The sequence below is a fragment of the Mesorhizobium sp. P160187 genome (assembly GCF_057766425.1).
The window spans coordinates 438658-464262 of sequence record NZ_JBYMDX010000004.1 but is presented as its reverse complement, the minus strand read 5'-3'; the positions used below and the strand labels follow the sequence as shown (position 1 = coordinate 464262).

26 protein-coding genes and 1 tRNA gene are annotated in these 25605 nt (G+C 62.4%); 10 read left to right on the top strand and 17 right to left on the bottom strand.

Translation table 11 applies throughout. From position 1 onward, the window contains the following. Positions 1 to 84: 84 nt before the first annotated feature. The gene (locus AC3CCE_RS19220) at positions 85 to 846 is read left to right on the top strand and encodes a GNAT family N-acetyltransferase (RefSeq protein WP_023824941.1); all 762 of its coding nucleotides are present in this window, start codon (positions 85 to 87) and stop codon (positions 844 to 846) included. Between the two features lie 23 nt (positions 847 to 869). Here AC3CCE_RS19220 and AC3CCE_RS19215 read toward each other — a convergent pair whose 3' ends face one another. The 7 genes from AC3CCE_RS19215 to AC3CCE_RS19185 all read right to left on the bottom strand — a co-directional run bounded on the left by AC3CCE_RS19215 (position 870) and on the right by AC3CCE_RS19185 (position 8389). Next, entirely contained in the window at positions 870 to 1679 is an 810-nt protein-coding gene (locus AC3CCE_RS19215; protein ID WP_023682541.1) for an MBL fold metallo-hydrolase, read from the bottom strand. Positions 1680 to 1682: 3 nt separating this feature from the next. Continuing rightward, positions 1683 to 2471, bottom strand: a complete 789-nt coding sequence (locus tag AC3CCE_RS19210) for a TatD family hydrolase (RefSeq protein WP_352626269.1) — start codon at positions 2469 to 2471, stop codon at positions 1683 to 1685. Further along, on the bottom strand, positions 2471 to 4021 hold the full coding sequence (gene metG / locus AC3CCE_RS19205) for a methionine--tRNA ligase (protein WP_352626268.1): 1551 nt from the start codon (positions 4019 to 4021) through the stop codon (positions 2471 to 2473). The genes AC3CCE_RS19210 and metG overlap by 1 nt, the downstream gene beginning before the upstream one ends. A gap of 91 nt (positions 4022 to 4112) precedes the next feature. After that, complete coding sequence (locus tag AC3CCE_RS19200; protein WP_352626267.1) at positions 4113 to 5168, bottom strand: DNA polymerase III subunit delta'; 1056 nt, start codon at positions 5166 to 5168, stop codon at positions 4113 to 4115. After that, positions 5165 to 5839 carry a dTMP kinase gene (gene tmk, locus AC3CCE_RS19195; RefSeq protein ID WP_023668949.1) on the bottom strand — a complete coding sequence of 225 codons (675 nt, stop codon included), beginning with the start codon at positions 5837 to 5839 and terminating at the stop codon, positions 5165 to 5167. The genes AC3CCE_RS19200 and tmk overlap by 4 nt, the downstream gene beginning before the upstream one ends. A gap of 72 nt (positions 5840 to 5911) precedes the next feature. Further along, positions 5912 to 7078 carry a D-alanyl-D-alanine carboxypeptidase family protein gene (locus tag AC3CCE_RS19190; RefSeq protein WP_023668950.1) on the bottom strand — a complete coding sequence of 389 codons (1167 nt, stop codon included), beginning with the start codon at positions 7076 to 7078 and terminating at the stop codon, positions 5912 to 5914. A gap of 102 nt (positions 7079 to 7180) precedes the next feature. Next, complete coding sequence (locus AC3CCE_RS19185) at positions 7181 to 8389, bottom strand: septal ring lytic transglycosylase RlpA family protein (protein WP_352626266.1); 1209 nt, start codon at positions 8387 to 8389, stop codon at positions 7181 to 7183. A gap of 244 nt (positions 8390 to 8633) precedes the next feature. Between AC3CCE_RS19185 and AC3CCE_RS19180 the strand changes: the two genes are divergently transcribed. Further along, the gene (locus tag AC3CCE_RS19180) at positions 8634 to 9164 is read left to right on the top strand and encodes an MgtC/SapB family protein (protein ID WP_488377180.1); all 531 of its coding nucleotides are present in this window, start codon (positions 8634 to 8636) and stop codon (positions 9162 to 9164) included. Between the two features lie 211 nt (positions 9165 to 9375). Continuing rightward, positions 9376 to 9465, top strand: a tRNA-Ser gene (locus tag AC3CCE_RS19175). 147 nt (positions 9466 to 9612) lie between these two features. Here AC3CCE_RS19175 and AC3CCE_RS19170 read toward each other — a convergent pair. Next, on the bottom strand, positions 9613 to 9774 hold the full coding sequence (locus tag AC3CCE_RS19170) for a hypothetical protein (protein ID WP_352626265.1): 162 nt from the start codon (positions 9772 to 9774) through the stop codon (positions 9613 to 9615). A 186-nt stretch (positions 9775 to 9960) separates the two neighbouring features. Here AC3CCE_RS19170 and AC3CCE_RS19165 point away from each other — a divergent pair, with 186 nt between their 5' ends. Then, the gene (locus AC3CCE_RS19165; protein ID WP_352626264.1) at positions 9961 to 10152 is read left to right on the top strand and encodes a DUF3606 domain-containing protein; all 192 of its coding nucleotides are present in this window, start codon (positions 9961 to 9963) and stop codon (positions 10150 to 10152) included. 347 nt (positions 10153 to 10499) lie between these two features. On the opposite strand, the gene AC3CCE_RS19160 is transcribed toward AC3CCE_RS19165, so the two are convergent. Beyond that, on the bottom strand, positions 10500 to 11228 hold the full coding sequence (locus AC3CCE_RS19160) for a hypothetical protein (RefSeq protein ID WP_352626263.1): 729 nt from the start codon (positions 11226 to 11228) through the stop codon (positions 10500 to 10502). A gap of 506 nt (positions 11229 to 11734) precedes the next feature. Here AC3CCE_RS19160 and AC3CCE_RS19155 point away from each other — a divergent pair. From AC3CCE_RS19155 to rimO, 6 genes are all read left to right on the top strand, one after another. Further along, positions 11735 to 12049, top strand: coding sequence for a sugar 3,4-ketoisomerase (locus AC3CCE_RS19155; RefSeq protein ID WP_352626262.1), 315 nt, complete (start codon positions 11735 to 11737; stop codon positions 12047 to 12049). 43 nt (positions 12050 to 12092) lie between these two features. Continuing rightward, on the top strand, positions 12093 to 13313 hold the full coding sequence (locus AC3CCE_RS19150) for an FAD-dependent oxidoreductase (protein ID WP_352626261.1): 1221 nt from the start codon (positions 12093 to 12095) through the stop codon (positions 13311 to 13313). After that, a complete protein-coding gene (locus AC3CCE_RS19145) occupies positions 13314 to 14240 on the top strand; it encodes a glycosyltransferase family 2 protein (RefSeq protein ID WP_352626260.1) in 927 nt (308 codons plus the stop codon). Between the two features lie 119 nt (positions 14241 to 14359). Further along, positions 14360 to 14767 (top strand): DUF930 domain-containing protein, encoded by a 408-nt coding sequence (locus AC3CCE_RS19140; RefSeq protein WP_352512010.1) that lies wholly within the window; start codon positions 14360 to 14362, stop codon positions 14765 to 14767. A 262-nt stretch (positions 14768 to 15029) separates the two neighbouring features. Then, a complete protein-coding gene (locus AC3CCE_RS19135) occupies positions 15030 to 15689 on the top strand; it encodes a TerC family protein (RefSeq protein ID WP_023682529.1) in 660 nt (219 codons plus the stop codon). A 141-nt stretch (positions 15690 to 15830) separates the two neighbouring features. Further along, on the top strand, positions 15831 to 17144 hold the full coding sequence (rimO, locus tag AC3CCE_RS19130) for a 30S ribosomal protein S12 methylthiotransferase RimO (protein WP_023691314.1): 1314 nt from the start codon (positions 15831 to 15833) through the stop codon (positions 17142 to 17144). Between the two features lie 139 nt (positions 17145 to 17283). Here the strand turns inward: rimO and AC3CCE_RS19125 are convergent, their stop codons facing one another. From AC3CCE_RS19125 to AC3CCE_RS19090, 8 genes are all read right to left on the bottom strand, one after another. Then, positions 17284 to 18351 carry a BMP family ABC transporter substrate-binding protein gene (locus tag AC3CCE_RS19125; protein WP_023668961.1) on the bottom strand — a complete coding sequence of 356 codons (1068 nt, stop codon included), beginning with the start codon at positions 18349 to 18351 and terminating at the stop codon, positions 17284 to 17286. Positions 18352 to 18401: 50 nt separating this feature from the next. Next, positions 18402 to 19322, bottom strand: a complete 921-nt coding sequence (locus AC3CCE_RS19120) for an ABC transporter permease (protein ID WP_023738854.1) — start codon at positions 19320 to 19322, stop codon at positions 18402 to 18404. Then, positions 19322 to 20446 carry an ABC transporter permease gene (locus AC3CCE_RS19115; RefSeq protein ID WP_031193354.1) on the bottom strand — a complete coding sequence of 375 codons (1125 nt, stop codon included), beginning with the start codon at positions 20444 to 20446 and terminating at the stop codon, positions 19322 to 19324. Before AC3CCE_RS19115 ends, AC3CCE_RS19120 begins: the two co-directional genes overlap by 1 nt. Beyond that, positions 20443 to 22020 carry an ABC transporter ATP-binding protein gene (locus AC3CCE_RS19110; protein WP_352512014.1) on the bottom strand — a complete coding sequence of 526 codons (1578 nt, stop codon included), beginning with the start codon at positions 22018 to 22020 and terminating at the stop codon, positions 20443 to 20445. The genes AC3CCE_RS19115 and AC3CCE_RS19110 overlap by 4 nt, the downstream gene beginning before the upstream one ends. 209 nt (positions 22021 to 22229) lie before the next feature. Continuing rightward, on the bottom strand, positions 22230 to 23207 hold the full coding sequence (locus AC3CCE_RS19105) for a quinone oxidoreductase family protein (RefSeq protein WP_352626259.1): 978 nt from the start codon (positions 23205 to 23207) through the stop codon (positions 22230 to 22232). 17 nt (positions 23208 to 23224) lie between these two features. Beyond that, positions 23225 to 24055: a phosphatidylcholine synthase gene (gene pcsA, locus AC3CCE_RS19100; RefSeq protein ID WP_023668966.1), complete on the bottom strand. Its 831-nt coding sequence runs from the start codon at positions 24053 to 24055 to the stop codon at positions 23225 to 23227. Further along, a complete protein-coding gene (locus tag AC3CCE_RS19095) occupies positions 24052 to 24666 on the bottom strand; it encodes a DUF1326 domain-containing protein (protein ID WP_023824934.1) in 615 nt (204 codons plus the stop codon). Before AC3CCE_RS19095 ends, pcsA begins: the two co-directional genes overlap by 4 nt. Positions 24667 to 24680: 14 nt before the next feature. Continuing rightward, positions 24681 to 25430: a DUF2182 domain-containing protein gene (locus tag AC3CCE_RS19090; RefSeq protein WP_352626258.1), complete on the bottom strand. Its 750-nt coding sequence runs from the start codon at positions 25428 to 25430 to the stop codon at positions 24681 to 24683. Between the last annotated feature and the right edge of the window lie 175 nt (positions 25431 to 25605).

Below are 25605 nucleotides of genomic sequence, written 5' to 3'. Positions count from 1 at the left end.
CTGGGAAAGGACGCGGACTTTCATAGGGCTTGGCATGATCGACGCGTGTTGTCTTGAGCCGTTGGCCAACGCTACGCTGTGTCGATGACGACAGGAAAGCGTGACATCGAAGCGGCGATCGAAGTGTTCGTGCACGGCTTCAGTACCGATAAGAGCCGTTCCTTTCCCTACGAGGCCAGCCGCGTCGGACCCTTGTGGCTGATGCGCGATGCCGAGCGCAAGAATGCACGAGACTACCGTGGCGAAGAATGGATCGTCCATGACGTCGCCGCCGAGGAAGCCGATGCCATCGTGCGGCAGCATGCGCGGCCAAGCTTTGCCGTTTCGGTCGTGATCGCGAATGACGGCCCGGACGAACCGACGCGAACTGCTTACAAGGCGCTCGGCTACCGGCTGCTGCGGACGGAAGGCTTTTTCGTCCAGTCGCTGCGCCAAATTCCAGACCCGCCAGCAATCGTCTCTATCGAACGCGTGAGGACGGCTGAACGCGCTGCACAACTGGGAAAGGTCATACGCAGGCGGCCACTTCCAGACGATCAACTCGGCGACGATGCGCCGTTTCGCCAGTATGTGGCGCTCGATGGCGACGCCATCGTCGGGCGTGTGCGCAGCATAGACGCCGTCGGCGCCACATGGTGCTCGGCAATGTTTGTCGAGCCTTCGCACCGGCGTCGAGGCATCGGCCAGGCGCTGATGGCCAAAATGCTGCATGACGACAAAGCGCATGGGTCGCGGTGCTCGATGCTGTTGGCGACGCGTGCCGGAGCGCTGCTTTATCCCCGCATGGGCTATGAGCGGATTGGAACGCTGCTGATCTTCGCGCCGAAGAACCGAACGTCCTTATAAAGATCTGCTCGTATCATGCTGTCTCATAAAGGGATTTCGATCACCATGCCGTCATAGGCCGGAGTGACGTTGGCCGGCACCTCGGCCTTCACCGTGGCATAGTCGAGCGGCACATGCATATGCGTCAGCACGGCCTGTTTCGGCGCCAGTTTTTCAATCCAGCCAAGCGCCTGACCGAGCGACAGATGACTGGGATGGGTATGGTACTGCAAGGCATCGATGACCAGCATCTCCAGGCCGCGCAGCCGCTCGGCGGTGGTATCCGGGAAGTCGCTTATATCGGGGCAGTAGGCCAGCCCGCCGATGCGGAAGCCGAGCGAAATGATGTCGCCATGGATCTGCGGCAGCGGCTCGAGCGTGAGGGCACCGCCCTCGCCTTCGATCGTCACCGCCCTTGCGTGATCGATGATGTGCGGCCTGACGATCGGCGGATAGGAACTGCCAAGCGGCGTCTCGAAGCAATAGCCGAACGCTTCGCGCAGCCTGAGCATGGTCGGCTGGTCGGCATGGACATCGATCAAATGGCGCTGCTCCAGCACGTAGCCGCGCAGATCGTCGATGCCGTGGATGTGGTCGGCGTGCGGATGCGTATAGACGACGGCGTCGATGCGCCGGACCGCCGCCATCAGCATCTGCTCACGGAAATCAGGCCCGGTGTCGATGACGACCGTGGTTCTGGCGCCGTTGGCTGCTATCCGCTCGACGAGCGCGGCTGAGCGTGTACGCCGGTTTTTCGGATTGGCCGGGTCGCAATTGCCCCAATCGCCGGTGATGCGCGGCGTGCCAGGTGACGAGCCGCAGCCGAGGATGGTGAGGCGCAGCCGGTCGCTCATGCGTCAGAGCCCGGCGGGCCGCGGCATCTTGCCGAACAGCCGGAAGAAGTTCGCCGTCGTCAGCGTCGCGATCTCGGCTTCGCCAACGCCGACCGTCTCCGCCAGCACCTTGGCTGTATGCGCCATATAGGCCGGCTCGTTGCGTTTGCCGCGGAACGGCACCGGCGCCAGATACGGTGCGTCGGTCTCGACCAGCAGCCGTTCATGCGGCACATCGGCTGCGATGGCGCGTAAATCGGCGGAGTTCTTGAAGGTCAGTATGCCCGAGAAGGACACATACCCACCAAGCGCCACGCCGACCTCTGCCAGCCGGCGCCCCGAGGAAAAGCAGTGCAGGATGAAGGGGAAGGCGCCCTTCCCTGTTTCGTCTTCGAGGATGGCAGCCATGTCGTCATCGGCATCGCGCGAATGGATCACCAGCGGCAGCCCGGTCTCGCGCGCGGCCGATATGTGAGTGCGAAAGCCCTGCGCCTGCGCGTGGCGTGGCGCCTTGTCGTAGAAATAATCCAGCCCGGCCTCACCGATCGCCACCACCTTCGGGTGCGCGGACAGGCGCACAAGGTCCTCAGCCGTCACATCCAGCTCTTCGCCGGCATTGTGAGGATGGGTGCCGACCGAGCAATAGATTTCGTCGAAACTCTCGGCAATCTCAAGCACTTGCGCAAACCGCTTCACGCGTGTCGAGATGGTCACCATGCGACCTATACCGGCAGCCTTTGCGCGGGCGACGATGGCCGCCCGCTCCTCGGCGAAATCCGGAAAGTCGAGATGACAATGGCTGTCGACGAGCATCAGGCGCTCGCCTCAGGCTTTTCGACGTAACGCGGAAACACGCCCTCCGGCGCGGGCAGCGCCGTGCCGGGCACCAGCGCATAGTCGGCATGGACATGCGCGAAGTCGCGCTTGTCCGCCGGCACCGCCAGCAGGTCCAGCAGCTTGCCGGCCGACCCCGGAATGTAGGGCTGGCACAGCAATGCCACGCGCCGCACCAGTTCGGCGGTCGTCCACAGCACCGTTTCCATGCGCGCCGGATCGGTCTTCTTCAGCGCCCAGGGCGCCTGCGAGGCGAAGTAGCGATCCGCTTCCGCCACAACGCCGAAGATCGCCGCCAACGCGAGATGGATGCCCTGTTCCGCCATCGCCTGGCGCGCGGTACCCAGCGCTTCCACCGCCTGGTCGAGGATCGCGCTGTCGGCTTCGGTCAGCTCGCCGCGATGCGGCACCACGCCGCCGCAGTTCTTGGCGATCATCGACAGCGAGCGCTGCGCCAGATTGCCGAGACCGTTGGCGAGATCGGCATTTGTGCGGTTGACGATCGCGTCATGGCTGTAGCTGCCGTCCTGGCCGAATGGCACCTCACGCAAGAAGAAATAGCGCACCTGGTCGAGGCCGTAATGCTCGACCATGGTGAAGGGGTCTACGACATTGCCGACCGACTTCGACATTTTCTCGCCGCGGTTGAACAGGAAGCCATGCGCGAAGACGCGCTTCGGCAGTTCGATGCCGGCCGACATCAGGAAAGCCGGCCAGTAGACGGCATGGAAGCGGACGATGTCCTTGCCGATAATGTGCGTGGCCGGCCAGTAGCGCCATTGCTCGGCCTTGGTGTCGGGATAGCCGGCAGCGGTGATGTAGTTGGTCAAGGCATCGACCCAGACATACATCACATGCTTGTCGTCGCCGGGCACCGGCACGCCCCAATTGAAGGTCGTGCGCGAGACCGAGAGGTCCTTTAGGCCGGACCTGACGAAGCTCATCACCTCATTTCGGCGCTCGGCCGGACCGACGAAATCGGGCTGGCTTTCGTACAGCGCAAGCAATTTGTCCTGATAGGCGGAAAGCCTGAAGAAGTAGCTTTCCTCCTCATTCCATTCGACGGGCGAACCAAGCGGCTCGCGCCGCACGCCGTCGTCGCCGAGCGTGGTTTCGCTCTCTTCGAAATAGGCTTCCTGGCGGACCGAATACCAGCCGCTATAGCGGTCAAGATAGATGTCGCCATTGGCCGCCATAGCCTTCCAGATCGCCTGGCACGACTCGTAGTGGCGTGGTTCCGTCGTGCGGATGTAGTCATCATTCGAGCCGCCCAGGACCTCTGTCATCGAACGGAAGATCGCCGAGTTGCGGTCGGCAAGCGCGAGTGGCGTTATGCCTTCCTTCTCGGCCGTCTGCTGCATCTTGAGGCCATGTTCGTCGGTGCCGGTGAGGAAGAGCACGTCCTTGCCGTCCAGGCGCTGGAAGCGGGCCAGCGCGTCGGTTGCAATGACTGTATAGGCGTGGCCGATATGCGGCTTGCCGTTCGGATAGAAAATCGGTGTTGTGATGTAGAATGTGTCGCGTGACATGAATGAACCGTCATGAATGTCCAAATTGAGTGTGAGCGGTGGATATCGCATCGAGACGGCGATTGCCATCCCGACCCGAGGCCGGATCCGGTCACATTCGCATTGCGGAATTCAGGCGGTCGATCATGGTCAAGGCGTGCTGCTTCTTGTCGAGATTGTAGGTATCGGTCTCAGATATAGCGTTCAGCGCCTCGTGCCAAGTGTCGGACAGCGTTTTCGCCCGCGCGAGATCCCCGGCCAGCGCGGCTTCACTGGCGCCGGTGGAGAGCAGATCGAGCGCGCGGCGGTTGAAGATGTCGAACTGGATCGCCTGGTCGCGGCCGGCGACGGCCTCGGCAAGGCGATAGGCTCCGGCGATGTCGCTCTTGCCCGACGTGACCAGGGCGTCGAGGGTGCCGGCAATCTCCAGCCCGCCATATTGGGTCAGAAGGATCGCATTGCGGGCGCTGCCCCCTGCCCGTTCCGCTAGTGCCGCGCGCGCAGCAGGATCGGAAGGTGGCGGCGGCTCGACGGTCTCCAGAACGCTCATCAGGCTGCCGGCATCGAGCGGCGTCAGCCGCACCATCTGGCAGCGCGAGCGGATGGTCGGCAAAAGGCTGCCCGGCGCATGGACGATGAGGATGAACAGCGTGCGGCTCGGCGGCTCCTCGAGGTTCTTGAGCAAGGCGTTGGCGGCGTTGGTGTTCATGTCGTCGGCCGGATCGACGATCACCACCCGGTAGCTGCCGTCATGCGAGGTCAGCGACAGGAAGCGGTTGACCTTGCGGATCTCGTCGACGGTGACGACCGTCTTGAAGCTCTTGGTCTTGTCGTTCAGCGGCCGGGTCAGATGCAGCACGCCGGGATGCGCCCCGGTGGCGATCTGGCGAAACAGCGGTGAGGCCGGATCGGGAACGGCAAACATGTCGGGCGCCTGGTCGAAGGCCGGATGCTTCAACAGATGGTGCGCCAGGTGAAAGGCAAGCGTCGCCTTGCCGATGCCGACCGGCCCGGCAAAGATCAACGCATGCGGCAGTTTTCCCGAGCGATAGGCGGCAGCGAGCATCGCGGCCGCCTGCTCATGGCCGACCAGGCGCAGCGTCTCGGACGGCTCCGGTACACCGTCCAGCGTGTCGTGCTGCTCGGGAGCGATGCGTTCGAAGATCATGCGGGCGCCGCCTGTCGGTTGCGCGCGGGCGCCCTCGCCTCAAGTGCGGCGAACACCACCGCGGTGATGACATCCTCCACCGCAGCGGGAGGCGCCGACGCGTCGATCACGATGCAGCGGTCCGGCTCGGCGGCTGCGATCGCCAGGAAGGCGTCACGGCGGCGCTGGTGGATGTCCAGCGTCTCCTTTTCGAAGCGGTCCGGACCGTCCTCGGCGCCACGCCGCGCGGCGGCGCGCCGCAAGCCCTCGGCGGGGTCAATGTCAAGGATCAGCGTCATGTCCGGCATCATGCCGTTGATGGCGACCTCCTCCAGAGCTTCCATGAAAGCCGGATCGAGGCCGCCGGTGACGCCCTGATAGACGCGCGACGAATCCAGGAAACGGTCGCAAAGCACGATGGAGCCGCGCTCCACCGCCGGCCGGATGACCTGCTCGACATGGTCGGAGCGTGCGGCGGCAAACAGCAGCGCCTCCATCTTCGGCCCGAAAGGCTCGGCGGCGCCGGACAGGAGCACGTGCCTGACCGCCTCGGCGCCGGGTGACCCCCCGGGTTCGCGGGTGAGGAGGACATCGTATTTCTTGGCGCGCATCTTCTGGGCCAGCCGCTCGATCTGCGTCGACTTGCCGGCGCCCTCGCCGCCTTCGAAGGTGATGAAAAATCCGCTTGCCAATCGAAAGGCCTTTGTCCTGCTTTGCGCTGGTGTCTTAGTCCGCGCCCGAGAAAAGGTCCACGCCGCAGGAACTCAACGCAGCCAGCCTACGGCCAGTTCCCTGGCGGCATCAAACGCTCGTTGCGGCAGTGTGCCGACGCCAACCGATTCGGCGGCGAAAAGCGGTGTTTCCTGGCTCAGCGTGTCGCCGATCCAGACGCGCAGCGCGCCGACGGGCTGTCCCTCCTCCACCGGCGCCGATACCGGCCCCTGATAGACGATCCTGGCGGTCAGCTTGTCGCGGTTGGCGATCGGCAGCAGGACGTCGATGGGCGCCTTTGCCTTCAGCGCTACGCTGGATTTGGCGCCGCCGAACACCTGGGCCTCGCCGACCACTTCGTTGCTGGCGAAAATCTCGGTCTTCTCGAAGGAGCGGACGCCCCATTCAAGCAGCTTGCGCGCTTCCTCGGCGCGCTCGCGGTCGTTGGCCAATCCGCTCATCGCCGCGATCACCCGCGTCCCGTCATGGCTGACCGAGCCGACGATGCCGAAACCGCCCGCCTCACTCGACCCGACCGCCAGCCCATCGGCACCGATGCCCATGGCCAGCAACGGGTTGCGGTTCTTTTGCGAGATCTTGTTCCAGGTGAAATCGGCCCGGCCGTAATAGAGATAGAGATCCGGATATTCGCGCCATATATGCAGGCCAAGCTGCGCCAGTTCGCGCACCGTCGTCTGCTGGCCGTCGGCCGGCAGGCCGGTCGAATTGACGAATGTCGATTTCGCGAGCCCGATCTGGCGGGCGCGATCGTTCATCTGCGCCGCGAAATTCTCTTCCGAACCGGCCATGCCTTCGGCCAGCACCATGCAGCCGTCATTGGCGGCCTGTATGGTGACCCCCTGGATCAGATCCTCGACCCGGATCGCCGATTTGAGCTTGGCAAACATGGTCGACGTTCCCGAAGGCGCACCGCCCTTGCGCCAGGCATTTTCCGAAACCACGAAGGTGTCGTCGAGGCTCATGCGCTTCGACTTGATGGCGTTGAAGACCATCTCCATCGTCATCAGCTTGGCCATCGAGGCCGGCGGGATCGGTTGGTCGGCATCCTTGGAAAACAGCACCGTGCCGGTTTCGGCATCGATCATGAAAGCCTGCGTCGCCTTGGTCTCGAAAAGCTGCGCGTTGGCCGGAACCAGCGCGGCAAGCAAGAAGCCAAGGCCAAAAAGCCCGGCAAAAGGGTGGAAAAGGCGAAATCGCATGAAGAGGCTCGACTGTTAGCCGGCAGAAACTTGCCGCAACGCTATCAGGCTTCTTCCCGGCGGATCAACCGCGCAATGACAAAACCGGCGTGCCTTTGTTGGTCAGTTGCGCACAGCCAGCGCGTCCGGCGCGCCATGCGACCATGCCGCGCGCAAGAGGTCGTCGACATTGCCGTGGCCATCCGGATAGAGATTGACCGCGTACCAGTCATTGCCGTCGAGCTCGGTGCTCTGGATTTCTATCCTGCCGAAGGGTTTTAGGGCCGCAGCCACCCGCTTTGCCTCGGCGGCATCGTCGAAGGAGCCGGCGGCGACATAGTCGGAAACGGCAGGCGCCGCCTGCGGGTTGGATTTCTTCCACGATTGCAGGATGTCGGCTGGTGACATGCCCTGGCCGTCAAGCGCTGCAAAGACGTCGGCGCGCTGCATGCGTGCATCCGCATAGGAGAGCGAAGCCACGGCAAAGGGCGATTCCGGGCGCTGAGGCACGATCGGCCCGAATTCCGGCAGCGTCACATCGCTTGAGCCCGGTGCCTGCATCGACATCACTGGCTGTGTGTCGGAATTCGTCAACTGACCAGGAAACGGCACTGCGGCAGGTGGTGCGCCAACAGATAGGCTCGGCGAAGGTCCGTTCATCGCCACCATGACGCCGGTCGGCAAGCCATCGGACGGGTCCGGGCGGTTGTTGCCCGGGCGATAGGAGGCGACCAGATATTGGTCGTCGTCGCCGTCGAGCGGCGCGCGACCGATATATTCCACCTTGACCCTGGCCGTGCCGACCTTGGCATAGTCGAGCATTTGCGCGGCGCGTTCCGAGACATCGATGATGCGTCCCTCGTGATAGGGGCCGCGGTCGTTGACGCGCACGATGACCGAGCTTCCGGTCTCGGTGTTGGTGACACGGGCGTAGCTTGGCAGCGGCATGGTCGGATGCGCCGCCGTCAGATGGGTCATGTCGTAGACTTCGCCATTGGCTGTGAGACGACCGTGGAAGGCATCGCCATACCAGGAGGCGAGACCGACCTTGGCGTAGCGCTTGTCTTCCTTGGGGTAATACCACTTGCCGCGCACCTGATAGGGCTTGCCCAACTGGTCGCGGCCGCCGCCGCGCCGCATGTACTGAACGCGCGGGCTGGCCTTCACACCGTATTCGGTCTCGGCAAAATATTCCTTCGAGCGAGGCTTCTTGTAGACCATGGCTTTCGGCTCGGACTGCGGCGACGCGCACGCGGCCAGCAACGCAGCCGAAAGAGCGCACAACACCAAAGCAGGAGCGCGACGAAGACGCCGATGCGTCGTGGTCTGCATGTTTTCCGATGTCCCCTACCGTCTCGACACAGGCGCCGCTTCTAGAATTTCGGCGGAGCCAGATGAGCAATGCCTGCGACGCGCCAATCCCCATCCCTTGTGCGCAGGAATTGTTTATCAGCGTATTAATCGATTGTGTCCGGAACCGGGCAGGAATGTGGCGGCCAGGTCCCGGGCTGGTCGGGCGCCTGTGAGGAGGCATCCGAGACCTCTGTCCTTTGGAGTCTGGAAGTGAACCTGTGGCATGAAGCGCGGCTGCCTGGAACCGACCGACCCGAGATACGTTCTGCGCCTCATGGATGAATTCATTGAACGTTTCGGGCAACAGACGTGGCTGCCCTTTTCCGTAATTTCAGCCAGGCTTTTGCTCGCCGCCGTCCTTGGCTCCATCGTTGGGATCGAACGCGAATGGCGTAACCGGCCGGCCGGATTGAGGACACACATCCTAGTCTGTGTTGCGACGGCTCTAATTGCCATCCTCACGATCGAGATTACTCATCTTCACGTCTTCGATGGTCAGGAAATCGCCATTGATCCTATCCGCTTGATCGAAGCCACGACTGCCGGCGTGGCATTTCTGGCCGCGGGCTTGATCTTCTTCTCCAAGGGCGAGGTTCAAGGGCTTACCACTGGGGCGGGCATGTGGCTGGCAGGCGCCATAGGCCTGGCGGTTGGGCTCGGGTTCTGGCAGATCGCGGCTTTGGCAACTGTGCTCGCACTTGTCGTGCTGGGCCTTCTGCAACTGGTGCAGGTCGGCAGCAAGGATCGCAATTAGAGCCCTTGCGCTCGAAAAAAACGGGCTCGCAGCTCCGTTCGGGCACCGAACGCCACCCCCTGTTATCCATGGCAGCGCCGATGGTTGACTTGGCGCCGGGCAACGCTCTAGAGAAATGAACCGCAAGCTGGTCCGGAAGCATAGGTATCATTTGATACCAACTGTCGTTCACTGGGTCGGTTGATGTTCCTGAATGATTGAAAATCACGACGGAGGGATGGCCGAGCGGTTTAAGGCACCGGTCTTGAAAACCGGCGTGGGTGCAAGCCCACCGTGGGTTCGAATCCCACTCCCTCCGCCAGATATTTGGCTACCGTGCTGAATTGCCTCTGTATTTTCAAAGAGGGCCAAATCTTTCCTAAGTTATTCCTAACTTCCTAAAACGAAGAAGCCTGCCACCGCGAGGCAGCGGGCCAGCGTGAGCGCAAACGTTGCGCCAGCCTCAGGATCAACGTTCGTCCTGGCGATAGAGCCGTTTGGTCGCGCGGTCGCTTTCCATGCGTTCTGCAGGACCACGGTGGCGTCGGGTCATAAGAACGTATGCCATCAATACGGCCAGCAACAGTGGCCCACCAGCAACGACGATCAACCACATCACACTTTCAAACATGAGGCATCTCCTTCACGTCACAACCGTCAAGGAGAAGAACCGTTCCGTTCAAAGTTACAGCAACACCAGCACCTCCTGCGACTGAGGGCCGTTTTCCCATGTGACCGTTTCGGAAATCCGGGCTCCGCTGCAACAAAAGGCTGCGGCTGCACGTTGCGGTTGATCATTCAACCAGGAGCAAAGCAAATGGCCGACGACAAAACGAAGACGGACTTCCGCGATCGGGACCGCGTCTCTGCCGATGAGGATTATGAAGTCGAGTATTTCGCCACCAAGGCCGGCATCACCCCGCAGCAGGTCAAGGAATCGATCGCGAAGCACGGCAACCGACGCGAGACGCTGGAGCGGGAAGCGAAGGCTCTGGGGAGCGGTAGGTAGGCCGGCATGCCAGAGTACCAGGTGGAAGAGTGGCATGGAGAGGAGTGTGTCTCAACTCAGGCCACGAGCGCCGATGATCCGTTATCTGCGGTAGAGAAGGTCACGGGCCAAAGGGTGTCGCCTAGAGCGCTTCAGGAGCATTGGTTTCGTGTGGTCGATGAAGATGCGCGAAGCACGCATGAATTCAGCCTTGAGGACGGCGGCCCGGCTGGAGATTTCGCAAAATAGCCATGACCAGAATCTCGGACCTGCATTGGGACCAACGCTGCAGATAGGCGAGAAAGGTGCAGCCGCCGGGCGGACCCGACGGCTTATCGTCGATTGGATCGCTGCCGCCGCATGGGGCCTTAAGGCGCGGCCGGCGCCAGCTTGGCGGCTACTTGGTCGATCCTGTCGGCAAGTACGCTATTGGCCCAATCTGTCACCTCAGGGTCAACGGGCTTGTTGGCCATTTGGGCAAGGGCTGCATCGATCGATGGGACGTTGGCAGCGGCAGCTGTGGCGGCGGTCTGAGCAGCGGCCGCATCCTGGGTGGCGTCATCGAGCGCTGCCTGTGCTGCATCGAGGTCGGCCTGCGTCGGGACATCTTCGGGCGGGGTATTCGGGTCAGCCGCTTTCGCATTCAGCGCGTCGAGCGCCGCTTTGGCGTCGGCAACCGCCTGATTAGCGGCATCGAGCGCCGATTGAGCGTTCTTGGCTATTGCCGACTGTGTCACAAAAGCCTGCACGCCAGCGAAGTTCTTGCTCTTGGAGTGCATAAAGGCGTTGGCGTTGCGCTGCAGTGAGTTCAATCGGCCCAGCTTGGCATGGATATTCTTTTCCTTGGACACTGAACCGGTAGCGGCCTTGGCGACCTGGCCCTTGGCGGATGCCGACTTGCCGAGCGAACCGCCGCCTCCGCCATTGCCGCCAGCATTACCGTTTCCTCCGCTATTGCCATTGCCATTGCCATTACCGTTACCGTTACCATTGCCATGGCCGTTACCATGGCCGTTGCCACCAGCAGCAGCCAGGGCCGGCGACACCAGAAGCGAGAACACCGCAAATGCAGCAAAAAGGGTCTTTCGGGATGTCATAACTACCTCCGAGATTGCCACCGCCACTAACCGCTATAGCGGGCAACATGAGGAATCGCTAACACAAAGGGTAAACTTGGATATAGCTGTGCTTTCATTGCGAGAACGAAGCGGCCGGCCGGCGAAACGCCAACCAGCATAACTCTTTGAAATTGCTGAAGTAGATCACCCTCGTTGGGACCGGCCGGCCTTCCGAACTCAAAGGTCCTAGACCGCTCGGACCAAGGTCTTAAGCCGTGGTTTCGGCCGCGACTCAGAAGTCGTGACGGCGCGGCGACCTTCGGTAGTCGGCACCTATCGGCCTGAGGCCGAGCTCGACATCGATCCGCTGCAGTGTTCCCAAACACCGCCTAAGTGGTTGTATTCCCTGTCTTTTGATATAAGCGCTAGTCTGAGGTAAATTTCGACCGGCATCTGGCGGGCTTACGTTATGCAGCATCGAACGTTCTTTGGCGGCAAGGTCACCGAGATCCCCACTTCGTTACATAGCGATCCCAGGGGAATGCTTGACCGCTATCGAGTTCAGCGGTTACAATTTCCAAGCCGTGCGGGCGTTCATCGTCACCGCGCCGCGCGGCACGTCGCGGGGCGGACATGCACACGGCTCGGGCCGGCAATTGATGATGCAGCTGTCGGGCGAGATCGGCATCGAATTTCGCTACCAGGAACAGGTCGAACGGCTGACGCTCACCGCATCGAACCGCGCGGTGCTGGTCGATGCCGCGGTGTGGGCGCTGCAGACCTATGAAGGCGAGAACCCGGCTTTGCTGGTTTTCTGCGATACCGAATACGACCCTGAAAACTACGTATCGAACCCCTGATGACACTCATCGCGAAGGGAGAGGCCGCGATGCGCGCCAGGACATGACAGCGCCTCGCGGCAGAATGGCTATTCTCGGCGCCGGCATCATGGGCGCCAGCCTCGCTCTCATGATGGCCCGCAGAGGCTACGCGGTGTCCCTCTTCGACAAGGAGAGCGAGCCGATGGCCTGCGCCAGCCGTTGGAACGAGGGCAAGATTCATCTCGGCTATCTCTACGGGAACGATCCCTCGTTGCTGACCGCCCGGCATCTGGTTTCGGGAGGACTGCGTTTCGGCAGGCTTGTTTCCGAGTTGATCGGAAGCAATCTGGAAGCGCACACGACCTTTTCGGAAGATCTTTATCTGGTCCATCGCAACTCGATCGTCGCTGTCGAGGCGCTGGGGGCGATCTTTGAACGTGTGGATGTATTGGTGCGCAGCCACGCTGACGCCACCAGCTACCTTGCCGACGTATCGGCGGCGCGATCGAATCGGCTTTCCAAAACTGAATTGGCCGATGTCACCAACTCGGACCAGATCGTCGGCGGCTTCCAGGTGCCGGAGCGATCCGTCAACACGCGATGGGTTGCCGACCGGCTTTGCGCGGCGCTTCGGGGTGAACCCAATATCAGCTTGCGGATGGCGTCCAAAGTCCTGTCGGCACAGCCGGTGGACGGAATTGACGGGAAATGGCGCGTGGCGGTCGCAAGCGAAAAAAGTGAGGCGTTCGACATCGTCGTCAATTGCCTTTGGGAGGGGCGGCTGGCTGTCGACCGCACGGCCGGCATCGAGCCGGTTCCCGGATGGTCGCACCGCTACAGGCTTTGCCTGTTCGGCCGCACCAGCCAGCCTGTCGATGTGCCGTGCGCGGTCGTCGCCCTTGGCCCGTTCGGCGACATAAAAAACTATGACGGGCGCAACTTCTATCTCTCCTGGTACCCGAGCGGGTTGCTTGCGGAGAGTGGCGAATTGTCGATTGAAACGCCACAAGCGCTCGATGCCGACGCACGACAGCGGTTCATCGGCGACGTTCGCGCCACGCTCACTCGGTTGGTGCCCGTTGTTTCCAGCATGTTCGACGATGCCGAGGAGCTTGAGGTACGCGGCGGCTTCGTGTTTGCGCAAGGCCGTGGTTCGCTCAGCGACCCAAAAGCCACAATCCATCGCCGCGACCAATTCGGGGTCAACCGCCTGGGCAACTACATCTCGGTCGACACAGGTAAATATTCGACGGCGCCGTGGCTTGCCGACAGGCTGGCGCGGCAAATCTGCGGGATCGAGTGAATGGGTGAGACAGAACAGGGCGGCGCGAAGCAGGTAGCGCAGAAACAAGTCCAGCTTCGATCCGGCTGGCGGCCGAAGGTCACGGCGCTGGTGCCATGCTACAATTCGGCGGCATTCATTTCGCGTACGCTGGACAGCCTCGCCGCGCAGACCTGGGACAATATCGAGATCCTGGTCGGGGAGGACAATTCGACCGACGCGACATTCGAGATCGTTTCAGCCTTCGCCGGCGGCCGCGACGATGTCCGTATCCTGCGCCGGGACAAAAACCTGGGATGGCTGAAGAACTCCAACGATCTGATGGCCAATGCCAGCGGCGAATTGATGTTCTTTGCCTTCCATGACGACGTCATCGATCCAACCTATATCGAGGCGCTGGTGCGGGCGCTCGATGCCAATCCCGAGGCCGTACTGTCGTTCAGCGATGTCGAAGTGATCGAAGTCAGCGGCGAAAGTGCCACGTGGAAGTTCGACCTGCTGGAGGGCTTGCAGGACGGTTTTGCGCGTGGCCGGGCGATGGCGCGCCAGCCGCATGGATGGTGGGTCCCCAACCGTGGGGTATTCAGGGCCTGGGCGTTCCACCGCAGCGGCGGGATCAAGCCCAACAGCCAAGGCGAATTCAGCGCCGACTGGACCTGGCTTCTGCATCTGTCGCTGCTCGGCGGCTTTGTCCGCGTGCCGCAAGTGCTCTGCCACAAATACTATCGGGCGGGCAGCATCAGCCGGCGCTGGGAACGCAACAGCACCCAACGAAGGGCATTGAGGGCGGCGGGGATAAGGGAGGTCTGGCACAGCGAGGCCGGCCTTGCACAGAGAACCTTCCTCGCTGCCTATATCGCCTTGCGGCCGTGGCGGTGGCTGCCGCGATCGCGAGAAGCGGAAAGACGGCGAAACAGGCAATCGGTGCATGGCAGCCCGGACAATTAAGAATGGCGCCGGCGACGTGTCAAAGCGGCTGCGCCAAGACACCCTGCCCGGCCAACGACGATTTCCGCGCATATCCGGCTGCCCCAAAATGGCACTCCGGTTGATTTTTCACGCGAGTTATGGTCGTTCTCCCGCCCATGAAAAAACTATTCCTTGCGGCGCTGGCCTCGGTGACGCTGGCCTCGCCCGCCCACGCGATGGACGCCGCCCTGCGCGCCGGCCTGCTGAAACTCGACCCGGAGACCCGGCTGGAGCAGAGATGCGACGCCGAAGTGCTCGACCGCATCAGCCATGACGACCACAAGTACAAGGCAGACCGCGTCGTCGCCTACGCCTTCGCGACGCCGGAAATGAAAGCCGATGTCATCCGCAGCCCGGGTGCTGCCTTCCGCAGCAAGGGACAGTGGTACCGGCTGAAGTTCAAATGCGAGACGGCGCCGGACCATATGGAGGTCCTGCAGTTCCGTTACCGCATCGGCGACGAGATTCCGGAAGCCGACTGGGCGAAGTACAATCTCTACGACTGAATTCGCTGCGACCAGAATTCTCTCTGGCAGAACGACCTTCCGTATTCCCGTGGCTTTCAGCGTCGGCCGTTAGAGCGGTTCAGCTTTTTATAGAGCAGCTGACTCACTCTAACTCTTTGTTTTTGCTTGATTTGGGGCGGGAAACCGCTAGGGACTTTTCCTGGAATCGCGCCGGCAGTCTCTTGACGCGCGGGAACCATACACGTTAGGGCGTCGGCATATCCGACGACGAACACGCCGATACAGCAAGGGGCTCCGGTCGATGGACATTTTCAGCGCTGCAAGCATGACCGCTCTCCTCCAGGTCATCGCCATCGATCTGGTGCTTGCCGGCGACAATGCCATCGTCATCGGCCTTGCCGCCGCCGGCCTGCCGGTCGAGCAGCGCAAGAAAGCCATCCTGATCGGCGTGTTGGCGGCGACTGTGCTGCGCATCCTGTTTGCCGCCGTCACCGTCAAGCTTCTTGCCATTGTCGGCCTGCTGCTGGCCGGCGGCATCCTTTTGTTGTGGGTGTGCTGGAAGATGTGGCGCGAGCTGCGGACGTCGCATGCCGACGAGTTCGAGGCGACCGAGGCGCTGTCCGATTCCGACCTCAACAGCGACAGAACGGTGGGGGGCAAGGCGCCGCGCAAGACGCTCGGCCAGGCGGCCCTGCAGATCGTCGTCGCCGATGTTTCGATGTCGCTGGACAATGTGCTGGCGGTCGCCGGTGCGGCGCGCGATCATTTTCCGGTGCTTGTCATAGGCCTGGTGCTGTCGATCGCCTTGATGGGCTTGGCCGCGAGCTTCATTGCCAAGCTGCTGCACCGCCACCGCTGGATCGCTTATGTCGGCTTGCTGATCATTCTCTACGTCGCGATCGATATGGTCTATCGCGGCCTCGTCGAGGTCTGGCCGCATGTCAGTCCTGTGGTGAGCTGACGCTGCCGGTCCTACAGCTTCTGTATAGTACGGGTATCTGCCGGAGGCAGTGGTCGCGTTCGCCGCAGCCGCTGCCCATACCAATGCCGCAATAAGTGTGGTACTGGCCGCCGATCCCGAAAAAACCCGGAATGTTTTCTCATGTCTGCGCCTCGCGTCAGTTTCGTCAGCCTTGGATGCCCGAAGGCGCTTGTGGATTCCGAGCGCATCATCACGCGCCTGCGCGCCGAAGGCTATGAGATCGCGCGCAAGCATGACGGCGCCGACCTTGTCGTCGTCAACACCTGCGGCTTTCTCGATTCAGCCCGCGACGAATCGCTCAACGCCATTGGTTCGGCGCTTTCGGAAAACGGCCGGGTGATCGTCACCGGCTGCCTCGGCGCCGAGCCGGACGTCATCCGAGAGAAGCACCCCAACGTCCTCGCCATCACCGGCCCGCAGGCCTATGAGAGCGTGATGGCCGCGGTGCATGAGGCGGCGCCGCCCAGCCACGATCCCTATATCGACCTTCTGCCGCCGCAAGGCGTCAAGCTGACGCCGCGCCACTACGCCTATCTCAAGATTTCCGAAGGCTGCAACAACCGCTGCACCTTCTGCATCATTCCCGCACTGCGCGGCGACCTCGTCTCGCGCCCGGCGGCCGATGTGCTGCGCGAGGCCGAGAAGCTGGCCAAGGCCGGGGTCAAGGAATTGCTGGTCATCTCGCAGGACACCAGCGCCTACGGCATCGACATCAAGTACCAGACGTCGATGTTCGGCGACCGCGAAGTGCGGGCGAAATTCCTCGACCTGTCGGAGGAGCTGGGCAAGCTCGGCATCTGGGTACGCATGCACTATGTCTACCCCTACCCGCATGTCGCCGATGTCATCCCGCTGATGGCGGATGGAAAAATCCTTCCCTATCTGGACATCCCCTTCCAGCACGCCTCGCCGCAGGTGCTGAAGAACATGCGCCGTCCAGCCCATGGCGAAAAGACGCTGGAGCGCATTCGCGGCTGGCGCGAGGTGTGTCCCGACCTCGCGATACGCTCGACCTTCATCGTCGGCTTTCCCGGCGAGACGGACGAGGATTTCGAGATGCTGCTCGACTGGCTGGACGAAGCCAGGATCGACCGCGCCGGCTGCTTCAAATACGAGCCGGTCAGAGGCGCCCGTTCCAACGATCTCGGCCTCGAACAAGTGCCGCAGGAGATCAAGGAAGCGCGCTGGCACCGCTTCATGCAGCGCCAGCAGAAGATCTCGGCGACGCAACTGGCCAAGAAGGTCGGCAAGCGCCTGCCGGTGCTGATCGACGAGGCGCACGGCACCTCGGCCAAGGGCCGCACCAAATACGACGCACCCGAGATCGACGGCTCGGTGCACATCCAGTCGCGCCGTCCGCTGCGCCAAGGCGACATCGTCACGGTCAAGATCGACCGCGCCGACGCCTACGACCTTTACGGCTCGGCGGTTTAGAAAATTACCAAAAAGGGCGCCTCCCGGCGCCCTCGGATTTTTGGCACAGCCCTCGGCGCGGTTTCGCAGTCGAAGCGTGCAGCCCGCGAAGTGAAAAAGGGCGCCGGGCGGCGCCCCTTCTCTTTTGCGTTTCCGATACTTACTGCGGCAACTTGTCGTCGACGCCCTTCACATAGAAGTTCATGCCGAGCAGCGTGCCGTCGTCGGCTACTTCGCCGTCCTTGAGCCACGGCGTGCCGTCCTGCTTGGCGACCGGTCCTGTGAATGGGTTCCAGCCATCTGCGATTTTCTTGGCGGTTGCCTCGGCCATCGCCTTCACATCGTCCGGCATGTTGGTGAAGGGCGCCAGCTTGACGGCGCCGTCCTTGATGCCGAGCCAGACATTGTCAGGCTTCCAGGTGCCGTCGAGCGCTGCCTGAACGCGGCTGATGTAATACGGCCCCCATTCGTCTGTCAGCGAGGTCAGCTGCGCGTTCGGCGCGAACTTGATCATGTCGGAGGACTGGCCGAAGCCGTGCAGCTTGCGCTCTTCCGCCACCTGCAGTGCCGCAGTGGAATCGGTGTGCTGGACGATGATGTCGGCGCCCTGGTCGAACAGCGCCTTGGCCGCGTCGGCTTCCTTGCCCGGATCGAACCAGGAGTTCACCCAGACGATCTTGGCCTTGAAGTTCGGGTTGACCGACTGCGCGCCGAGCATGAAGGAGTTGATGCCCATCACCACTTCGGGGATCGGGAAGGAAACGATATAGCCGGCGACCCCTGCCTTCGATTCCTTGGCGGCGATCTGGCCGAGCACGTAGCGGCCTTCATAGAAGCGCGCATTGTAGATGCCGAGATTGTCAGCGGTCTTGTAGCCGGTGGCGTGCTCGAACATCACTTTGGGGAACTTCTTGGCGACCTTCACTTCCGGGTCCATGAAGCCGAAAGAGGTGCCGAAGATGATCTTGCAGCCTTCGCGCGCCAGACGCTCGAAAGCGCGATCGGCATCGGGACCTTCCGAGACGTTCTCGAGATAGGCGGTTTCGACCTTGTCGCCGAGCGCCTTCTCCACCTCGAGGCGGCCTTGGTCGTGCTGGTAGGAATAGCCGAAATCGCCGATCGGGCCGGTGTAGACCCAGCATGCCTTCAACTTGTCGGCGGCCTGCGCCGACGCCGCCAGTGACATGGCGGCGGTCGTGGTCATCAACGCGATAAACAGTTTTTTCATTGTGTTACCTCTCTGAGTTTAGCCTTGGAGCTTCCCGTTTGTTTTTGTTGTCAACGATCCGGAACGAATGGCTGCCCCAAGGAAGCCGGCGTGTTCATCATCGTCAGACGCTTGTTGCGCGAGATTAGAACGAGAACCACGACGGTTGCCAGATAGGGCAGAGAAGAAAGCAGCTGCGAAGGCACCGGAATGCCAAATGCCTGTGCATGAAGCTGGCCGATCCACACCGCGCCGAAGATGTAGGCGCCGGCCAGCACGCGCCACGGCCGCCAAGAGGCGAAGACGACCAGCGCCAGCGCGATCCAGCCGCGGCCCGCGCTCATGTTCTCCACCCATTGCGGCGTGTAGACCAGCGACAGGTGGCCGCCGGCAAGGCCGGCGCAGGCGCCGCCGAAGATGACCGCGAGATAGCGGTAGCGGATGACCTTGATGCCGAGTGCATGCGCCGATGTGTGGCTGTCGCCGATCGAGCGCAGGGTGAGGCCGGTGCGGGTCTTGAACATGAACCACATGACGGCCGCCGTCAGCGCGATCGAGATGTAGAAGATCGGGTCCTGGCCGAACAGCAACCTGCCGACCACGGGAATGTCGGTGAGCACCGGAACGTAGAGATTTGGCAGCCTCTCGCCGGGCTGGCCGACGAAGCTGGTTCCCATCATGCCGGACAGGCCGAGGCCGAGCAGCGTCAACGACAGGCCGGTCGCCACCTGATTGGTGGCGAGCGACAGCGTCATCACCGCAAACAGCAGCGAGAACACCGCGCCCATGGCAATTGCCGCCAACAGGCCCATCCAGGGCGATCCCGTGAGATAGCCGGCTCCGAAGCCGCCGACGGCGCCCATGATCATCATGCCTTCGACGCCGAGGTTGAGCACGCCGGAGCGCTCGACCACCAGTTCGCCGATGGCCGCTATTAAAAGCGGCGTCGCCGCCGTGGCGATGGTCAAAAGGATGTTGACGGCGATGTCCATCAGCGGGCTTCCTTCAACTTCGGCGCGGCTTCAAGCTTCGCCGCGCTTTTTGTCAGCGCCATGCCGACCAGACGGATGCGATAGTGGATGAGCGTGTCGCAGCCGAGCACGAAGAACAAAAGCATGCCCTGGAACACACGTGCCACTTTGTCGGAAATGCCGAGCGCGCTCTGCACCGCCTCGCCGCCGAGATAGGTCAACGCCAGCACCAGGCCGGCGGCGACGATGCCGAGCGGATTGAGCCGGCCGAGGAACGCGACAATAATGGCGGTGAAGCCGTAGCCGGGCGAGATCACCGGCTGGAGCTGGCCGATGGCGCCGGAGACTTCCGAAATGCCGGCAAGCCCAGCCAGCGCGCCTGACAGCAGGAAGGCGAAGAACACCATGCGGTTGAGGCCGAAACCGGCGAAGCGCCCTGCCCTCGGGCTGGAGCCGAGCACGCGGACCTCAAAACCCTTGAGCAGGCGGCTCATCAGCACCCAGATCAGCACGGCTGCAACAAGCGCGAAGACAAAACCCCAATTGGCGCGGCCGGCATCCGGCATCAGTTCCGGCAGGACCGCCGAGTCATTGAACTGGATCGTCTGCGGGAAACCGTGGCCCTGTGGATCGCGCCAGGGGCCGCGCACCAGCCAGTCGAGGAAAAGCTGGGCGACATAGACCAGCATCAGGCTGGTCAGGATTTCGTTGGTGCCGAAGCGCGTCTTCAAGAGAGCCGGGATTGCTGCATAGGCGGCACCGCCGACCATGCCGAACAACAGCATCAGCGGCAGCACCAGCGGGCCTTCAAACCCGGGAAACAGCACCGGAATGGCCGAGCCGAAAATGCCGCCGAGGATGAACTGTCCCTCAGCGCCGATGTTCCAGATGTTGGCCTTGTAACAGACCGACAGGCCGACCGCGATCAGGATCAACGGCGCGGCCTTGATCGCCAGCTCATGCAGCTGCCAGACCTGGCTGATCGGCTCGATGAAATAGATCTCAAATGCGCTCAGCGGGTTGACGCCGAGCAGCGCGAACAGAACCGCGCCGGCGATGATCGTCAGGGCGAAGGCGATGAAGGGCGACAGCGCCGAAAAGAGCATAGAGCGCTGCGGGCGTTTGACGAGTTCGAGGCGCATCATGCCGTCTCCAGACCATGTTCGGCGTGGCCAGGCTCGGCGCCGCCCATCAACAGACCGACCTTTTCGAAAGTTGCCTCGGCGATCGGCAGCGGTTTGGACAATTCGCCGTTGTGCATGACCGCGATCGCGTCCGAAATCTCGAACAGCTCATCGAGGTCCTGGCTGATGACCAGAACCGCCGAGCCACTGCGCGCCAGTTCGATCAGCGCCTGGCGGATATGAGCGGCGGCGCCGGCGTCGACGCCCCAGGTAGGTTGGTTGACGACCATGACGGCAGGGCTGCGGTCGAGTTCGCGACCGACGATGAATTTCTGCAGATTGCCGCCCGAAAGGGCCGCAGCTTCCGGATCGGGCGCGCTCTTGCGCACATCCATCGCCACGATGATGCGCTGGGCGGCGGCATAGACCGCACCGCTTTTGACCGTGCCGCCGGTGCCGACAAAAACCTTGCCGTCGGTGGCGTGGCGCGACAGGAGCAGGTTCTCCGAAAGCTTCATGCGCGGCGCGGCGCCATGGCCGAGGCGTTCTTCCGGTACGAAGGCAGCGCCCATCAGCCGCCGGCCTGTGATCGAGAGCGAGCCGGCATCCTTGCCGCGGATGCGCACGGATGCGGCGTCCTGCTGCAGCACCTCGCCGGAGACGGATTCGAAGAACTCGCCCTGGCCGTTGCCGGCGACACCGGCAATGCCGATCACCTCGCCGGCGCGCACAGTGAGGTTGATATTCTTCAGCGGAATCGAAAACGGCGTTGCCGGCTTGCGGCTGAGGGCGCGGATTTCGAGCAGCGGCTGCGCGGTCTCGATGCCTTCGGCCGGCGCACGCACCACGGCCTTCACCTCGTTACCGACCATCATGCGGGCCAGCGACGAAGCCGTTTCCTCGCGCGGATTGCAATGGCCGACGACCTTGCCGTGACGCAGCACGGTGGCGCGGTCGCAAATGCGTTTGACCTCTTCCAGCCGGTGCGAAATGTAGAGGATGGATTTGCCCTCGGAGCGCAGGCGCTCCAGCGTCTCGAACAGCTTGTCGGCTTCCTGCGGCGTCAGCACCGAGGTCGGCTCGTCGAGGATGATGAGCTGCGGCGTCTGCAACAGGCAGCGGATGATCTCGATGCGCTGGCGTTCGCCGACCGAGAGATCGCCGACCAGCGAGTCCGGATCGAGCGGCAGGCCATAGCTGAAGGAAAGCGCCCTCGCCTTGGCCGCGATCGAGCTGATCGGTGAGCCGTCATCCAGAGACAGAGCGATATTCTCGGCCGCGGTCAGCGCCTCGAACAGCGAAAAGTGCTGAAACACCATGCCGATGCCGAGCTTCTTCGCCATGCCCGGACTGGTGATCCGCACCGCTTCCCCGTTCCAGAATATCTCGCCGGAATTGGGCTCCAGCGAGCCGAACAGCATCTTGACCAGCGTCGACTTGCCGGCGCCGTTTTCGCCGAGCAGCGCGTGGATCTCGCCTTTGGCGATGTTGAGGTCGATATGATCGCACGCCGTCAACGTGCCGAATATCTTGGTCAGGCCACGAACCTCAAGCAGGTTCGCTCCATCATGATCTGCACTCACAGTGCCTCCCATCCGGTTCCCGGACATGTTCTGTGTTCCCGCCAGCATGGTATGCGCTGGCCGCTCTCGTGCGAAAGCAGCACCCACCTTGAAAGAGCTTCAAGAATTTCAGCGGAAACTCAAGGGGTAAAGATTGACCTGCTTCGCACAACAAACCGATCGCCCGGTTTTTCGGGTAAACAGTGCCTCGCGTCGCGGCAAAACGCTGAAAGCAAGGCAGCTCACGGGATCAGTATGGTCGTGCCCGTGGTCTTGCGCCCTTCGAGATCGGCTTGCGCCTTGCCCGCGTCCTTCAGCGCATAACGCTGGTTGATCTTGATCTCGACCGCACCGCTCAACACCACGTCGAACAATGCCGCGGCGGAGACTTCGAGGTCTTCACGCTTGGCGTTGTAGACGAACAAAGTCGGCCTGGTAGCGAACAGCGAGCTCTTCTGCGCCAGCAGCGACATCGAAAATGGCGGGATCGGTCCAGAGGACTGACCGAAAGAGACGAACATGCCGAGCGGCTTCAGACAGTCGAGCGAGGCCGGGAATGTGTCGTTGCCGACCGAATCGTAGACGACGTCACATTTCTTGCCGCCGGTGATGGCGGCGACCCCGGCGACGAAATCCTGCTCCTTGTAGTTGATGACATGGCCGAAGCCATGCGCCTTGGCGAGCTCGATCTTGTCGGTTGAGCTTGCCGTGCCGATCACGGTGGCGCCGAGATGTTTTGCCCATTGTCCCAGGATCAGCCCGACGCCGCCGGCGGCGGCATGAAACAGGATGGTGTCGCCTGCCTTCACCTTGAAGGTCCGGCGCAACAGATACTCCGCCGTCATGCCTTTAAGCATCATGCCGGCGGCCTGTTCGTCGCTGATGCCGTCCGGCACCTTGACGACGCGGTCGGCGGCGACGACGCGCTGTTCGGCATAGGCGCCGACATTGACGGCATAGGCGATGCGGTCGCCCGGCTTCAGCCAGTCGATGCCTGCGCCGACCTCGAGAACCACACCTGCCGCCTCGCCGCCCGGGATCAGCGGGAAGCCGCCGGGCGGCGGATAGAGGCCGATGCGGTGATAGACATCGATGAAATTGAGGCCGATCGCGGTGTGCCTGACCAGGATCTGCCCGGCGCCGGGTTGTCCCGGATCGGCGTCTTCATAGGTCAGGACTTCCGGACCGCCATGGGCGTGGATACGGACTGCTTTGGACATTGTGGGCTTTCCTGCGGTCAGGCTTTCTTAGTGTCCGGCTTGGCGCCGAGTTTGGGGAAGAACTGCATGATACCGCCGATGCAGGCGAGGTAAAGTCCGGTGATGGTGATGCCGACCTTGGTAAAGACGCTGACCTGTTCGCCCAAAACGCCGATTTGGTCGTAGAAGGCGGCAAGGGCCGCCTGCGCCAGCGCCAGCGCACCGAAAGCACACCAGAGCAGCGTCATGCCAAGATTAATTGGCCGCAGCCGCACCACCCGCACGGGGTGAATGAAGTTGATCGGCACGAAGGTGAGGATGCCGGCCGCCACGACGACGCCGAAGGACACCCACTGTCCGGGCTCGATGACGAACAGCGTGAACACGACCATGTTCCAAACGACCGGAAAGCCTTTGAAGAAGTTCTCCTTCGTCTTCATTCCGGTGTCGGCATAATAGATGGCGCTGGACACCACGATGATGGCCGCCGACAGGAACGACAGCCCTTCGCCCATGAAGCCGCGCTGGTAGAGTGCGAAGGCCGGGATCAGCACGTAGGTGACATAGTCGATGATGTTGTCGAGGAGTTCGCCCGACCAGGTCGGCAAAATCTCCTTGACCTCGAGCTTGCGGGCGATCGGCCCGTCTATGCCGTCGACGAACAGCGCCAGCCCCAGCCACCAGAACATCGCCGTCCAGCGTTGCTCGCTTGCCGCCACCAGCGACAGGAAGGCCAGGAACGAGCCAGACGCGGTCAACAGATGCACCGAGAATGCCCGCGCCTGCGGCCAGGTGACCTTTTTCTTCGGCCTGGGTATCCGGTCGGTGATCTTTTTGGCGGCATTCCTGGCGGTTGTGTTCTTGCTCACGGGCCCCGCCAATCCAGTTTGCAGATTTCGGCCGAGCGGCCGGCAAAGTTCCAGTTGCGGCCGAAAGCCCGCATCTTGCTTTTGTCGGACCTGGCCACGATGATCTCCGGCGCGATCCAGTATTCCGAGTTGCCGATCACGGTATCCTTCTCGCGATCCTTGCCGGGAATCGGTGTGACCGCCCCGTCGATGATCTTCGGTATCTGGAAAATACGGGTCTTGTCACGCGTCTCGTAGGTGATCGGCACCTGCTCGACGCCGAGGAACTTGCCGACAAGGATCGACAACAGCGAGGTTGTTCCGCCGGCCTTCCCGGTGAAGATCCTGGTCAGCGCTTTCACCGCATAGACGGAGGCGCGCTTATCGATGAACAGGCCTGCGGTCCAGTTGCCGCGGCTCATATAGCCGGGGATTTCCATGACCAGACCGAGATTGAGGCCGGACAGGTCGACCTCGCCGAAATGGCCTGCGTCGATGCGGAAGCCCGCCCAGGTCTGGCAATAACCCTCCGTCGGCGGATGGCTGCCAAGCGACAGCACGCAAGGACAAAAAACCGTGCAATTGCAGGAGAGTACGAGCTCTCCTTTCATTGCCCAGCCTTGCTCTGCCATGGAATTCTCCCCCGTCATTCCGAGACTACTAGCAGGGCGACTACCCAGACAAGCAGTATCGCACCGGCCACTCGGGTTGGAAGGCTGCCGGTGGTCTGTTTTTCGATCAAGGTGAACAGGCCGATCAGCGCCATCCAGAACACGTTCATCGCGCCGACGGCAAACATCACCAGCATCAGCGCCCAGCAGCAGCCGAGGCACCACAGGCCCTGCTTCAGCCCTAGCCGGAAGATGCCACCCGGCTCCGCGCTCCAGTTGGAAAACAGTGTCGAGAACGGGTTCCGGCATTTTGTCAGGCAGGCCTGCTTGAGGCTGCTGAACTGGTAGAGGCCGGCAACCAGCAGCGCGGCCGCCGCGGCAAGGCCGCTCACCGGATCGAGCAATCGAGCGGAGGACGCAAATGCGTGGACGAGCAACGTCAGCACCGCGAAGCCGATAGAGGCGACAAGCCATGTCGAGAGGTAGCCGGCAACCAGGACCAGCGGGTGGGCCACCGGCTCGCCCTTGATGCGGGCGGTGTCGGCGATTTCACAATAGGTACGGATCATCGGCGCCGCCGACGGCAGCATCGTCGCCACGGCCATCAAAAACCACATCACGATCAGCGCCAGAACCGGTGCGCCGCCGGCATCAAGTGGTGCGGGCGTCAGGCACATGCCGAAGAAGCGGTCGAGGACATCCGGCAGCGGCAGTTGCGGCAGATATCGCAGGACCACATCGCCTGGTACGCCGGGGAGCCGGCCTTCGGCGCCGCGGATCGCCATGGCGCCGAGAATGAACCAGGCGAGCAGAATGCCGCCGGCGATGGCGATGTTGACCGTCAGGCGGGGGCTGCGGGCCAGGCTTGCCGTGGCGCGGCCGGCGCGGTCGAGATGGCTGAATCGTCCTGCTGGCCGGTCATGACAACCGAATGAGCCTAATCGCCGCGTTGATCAAGCC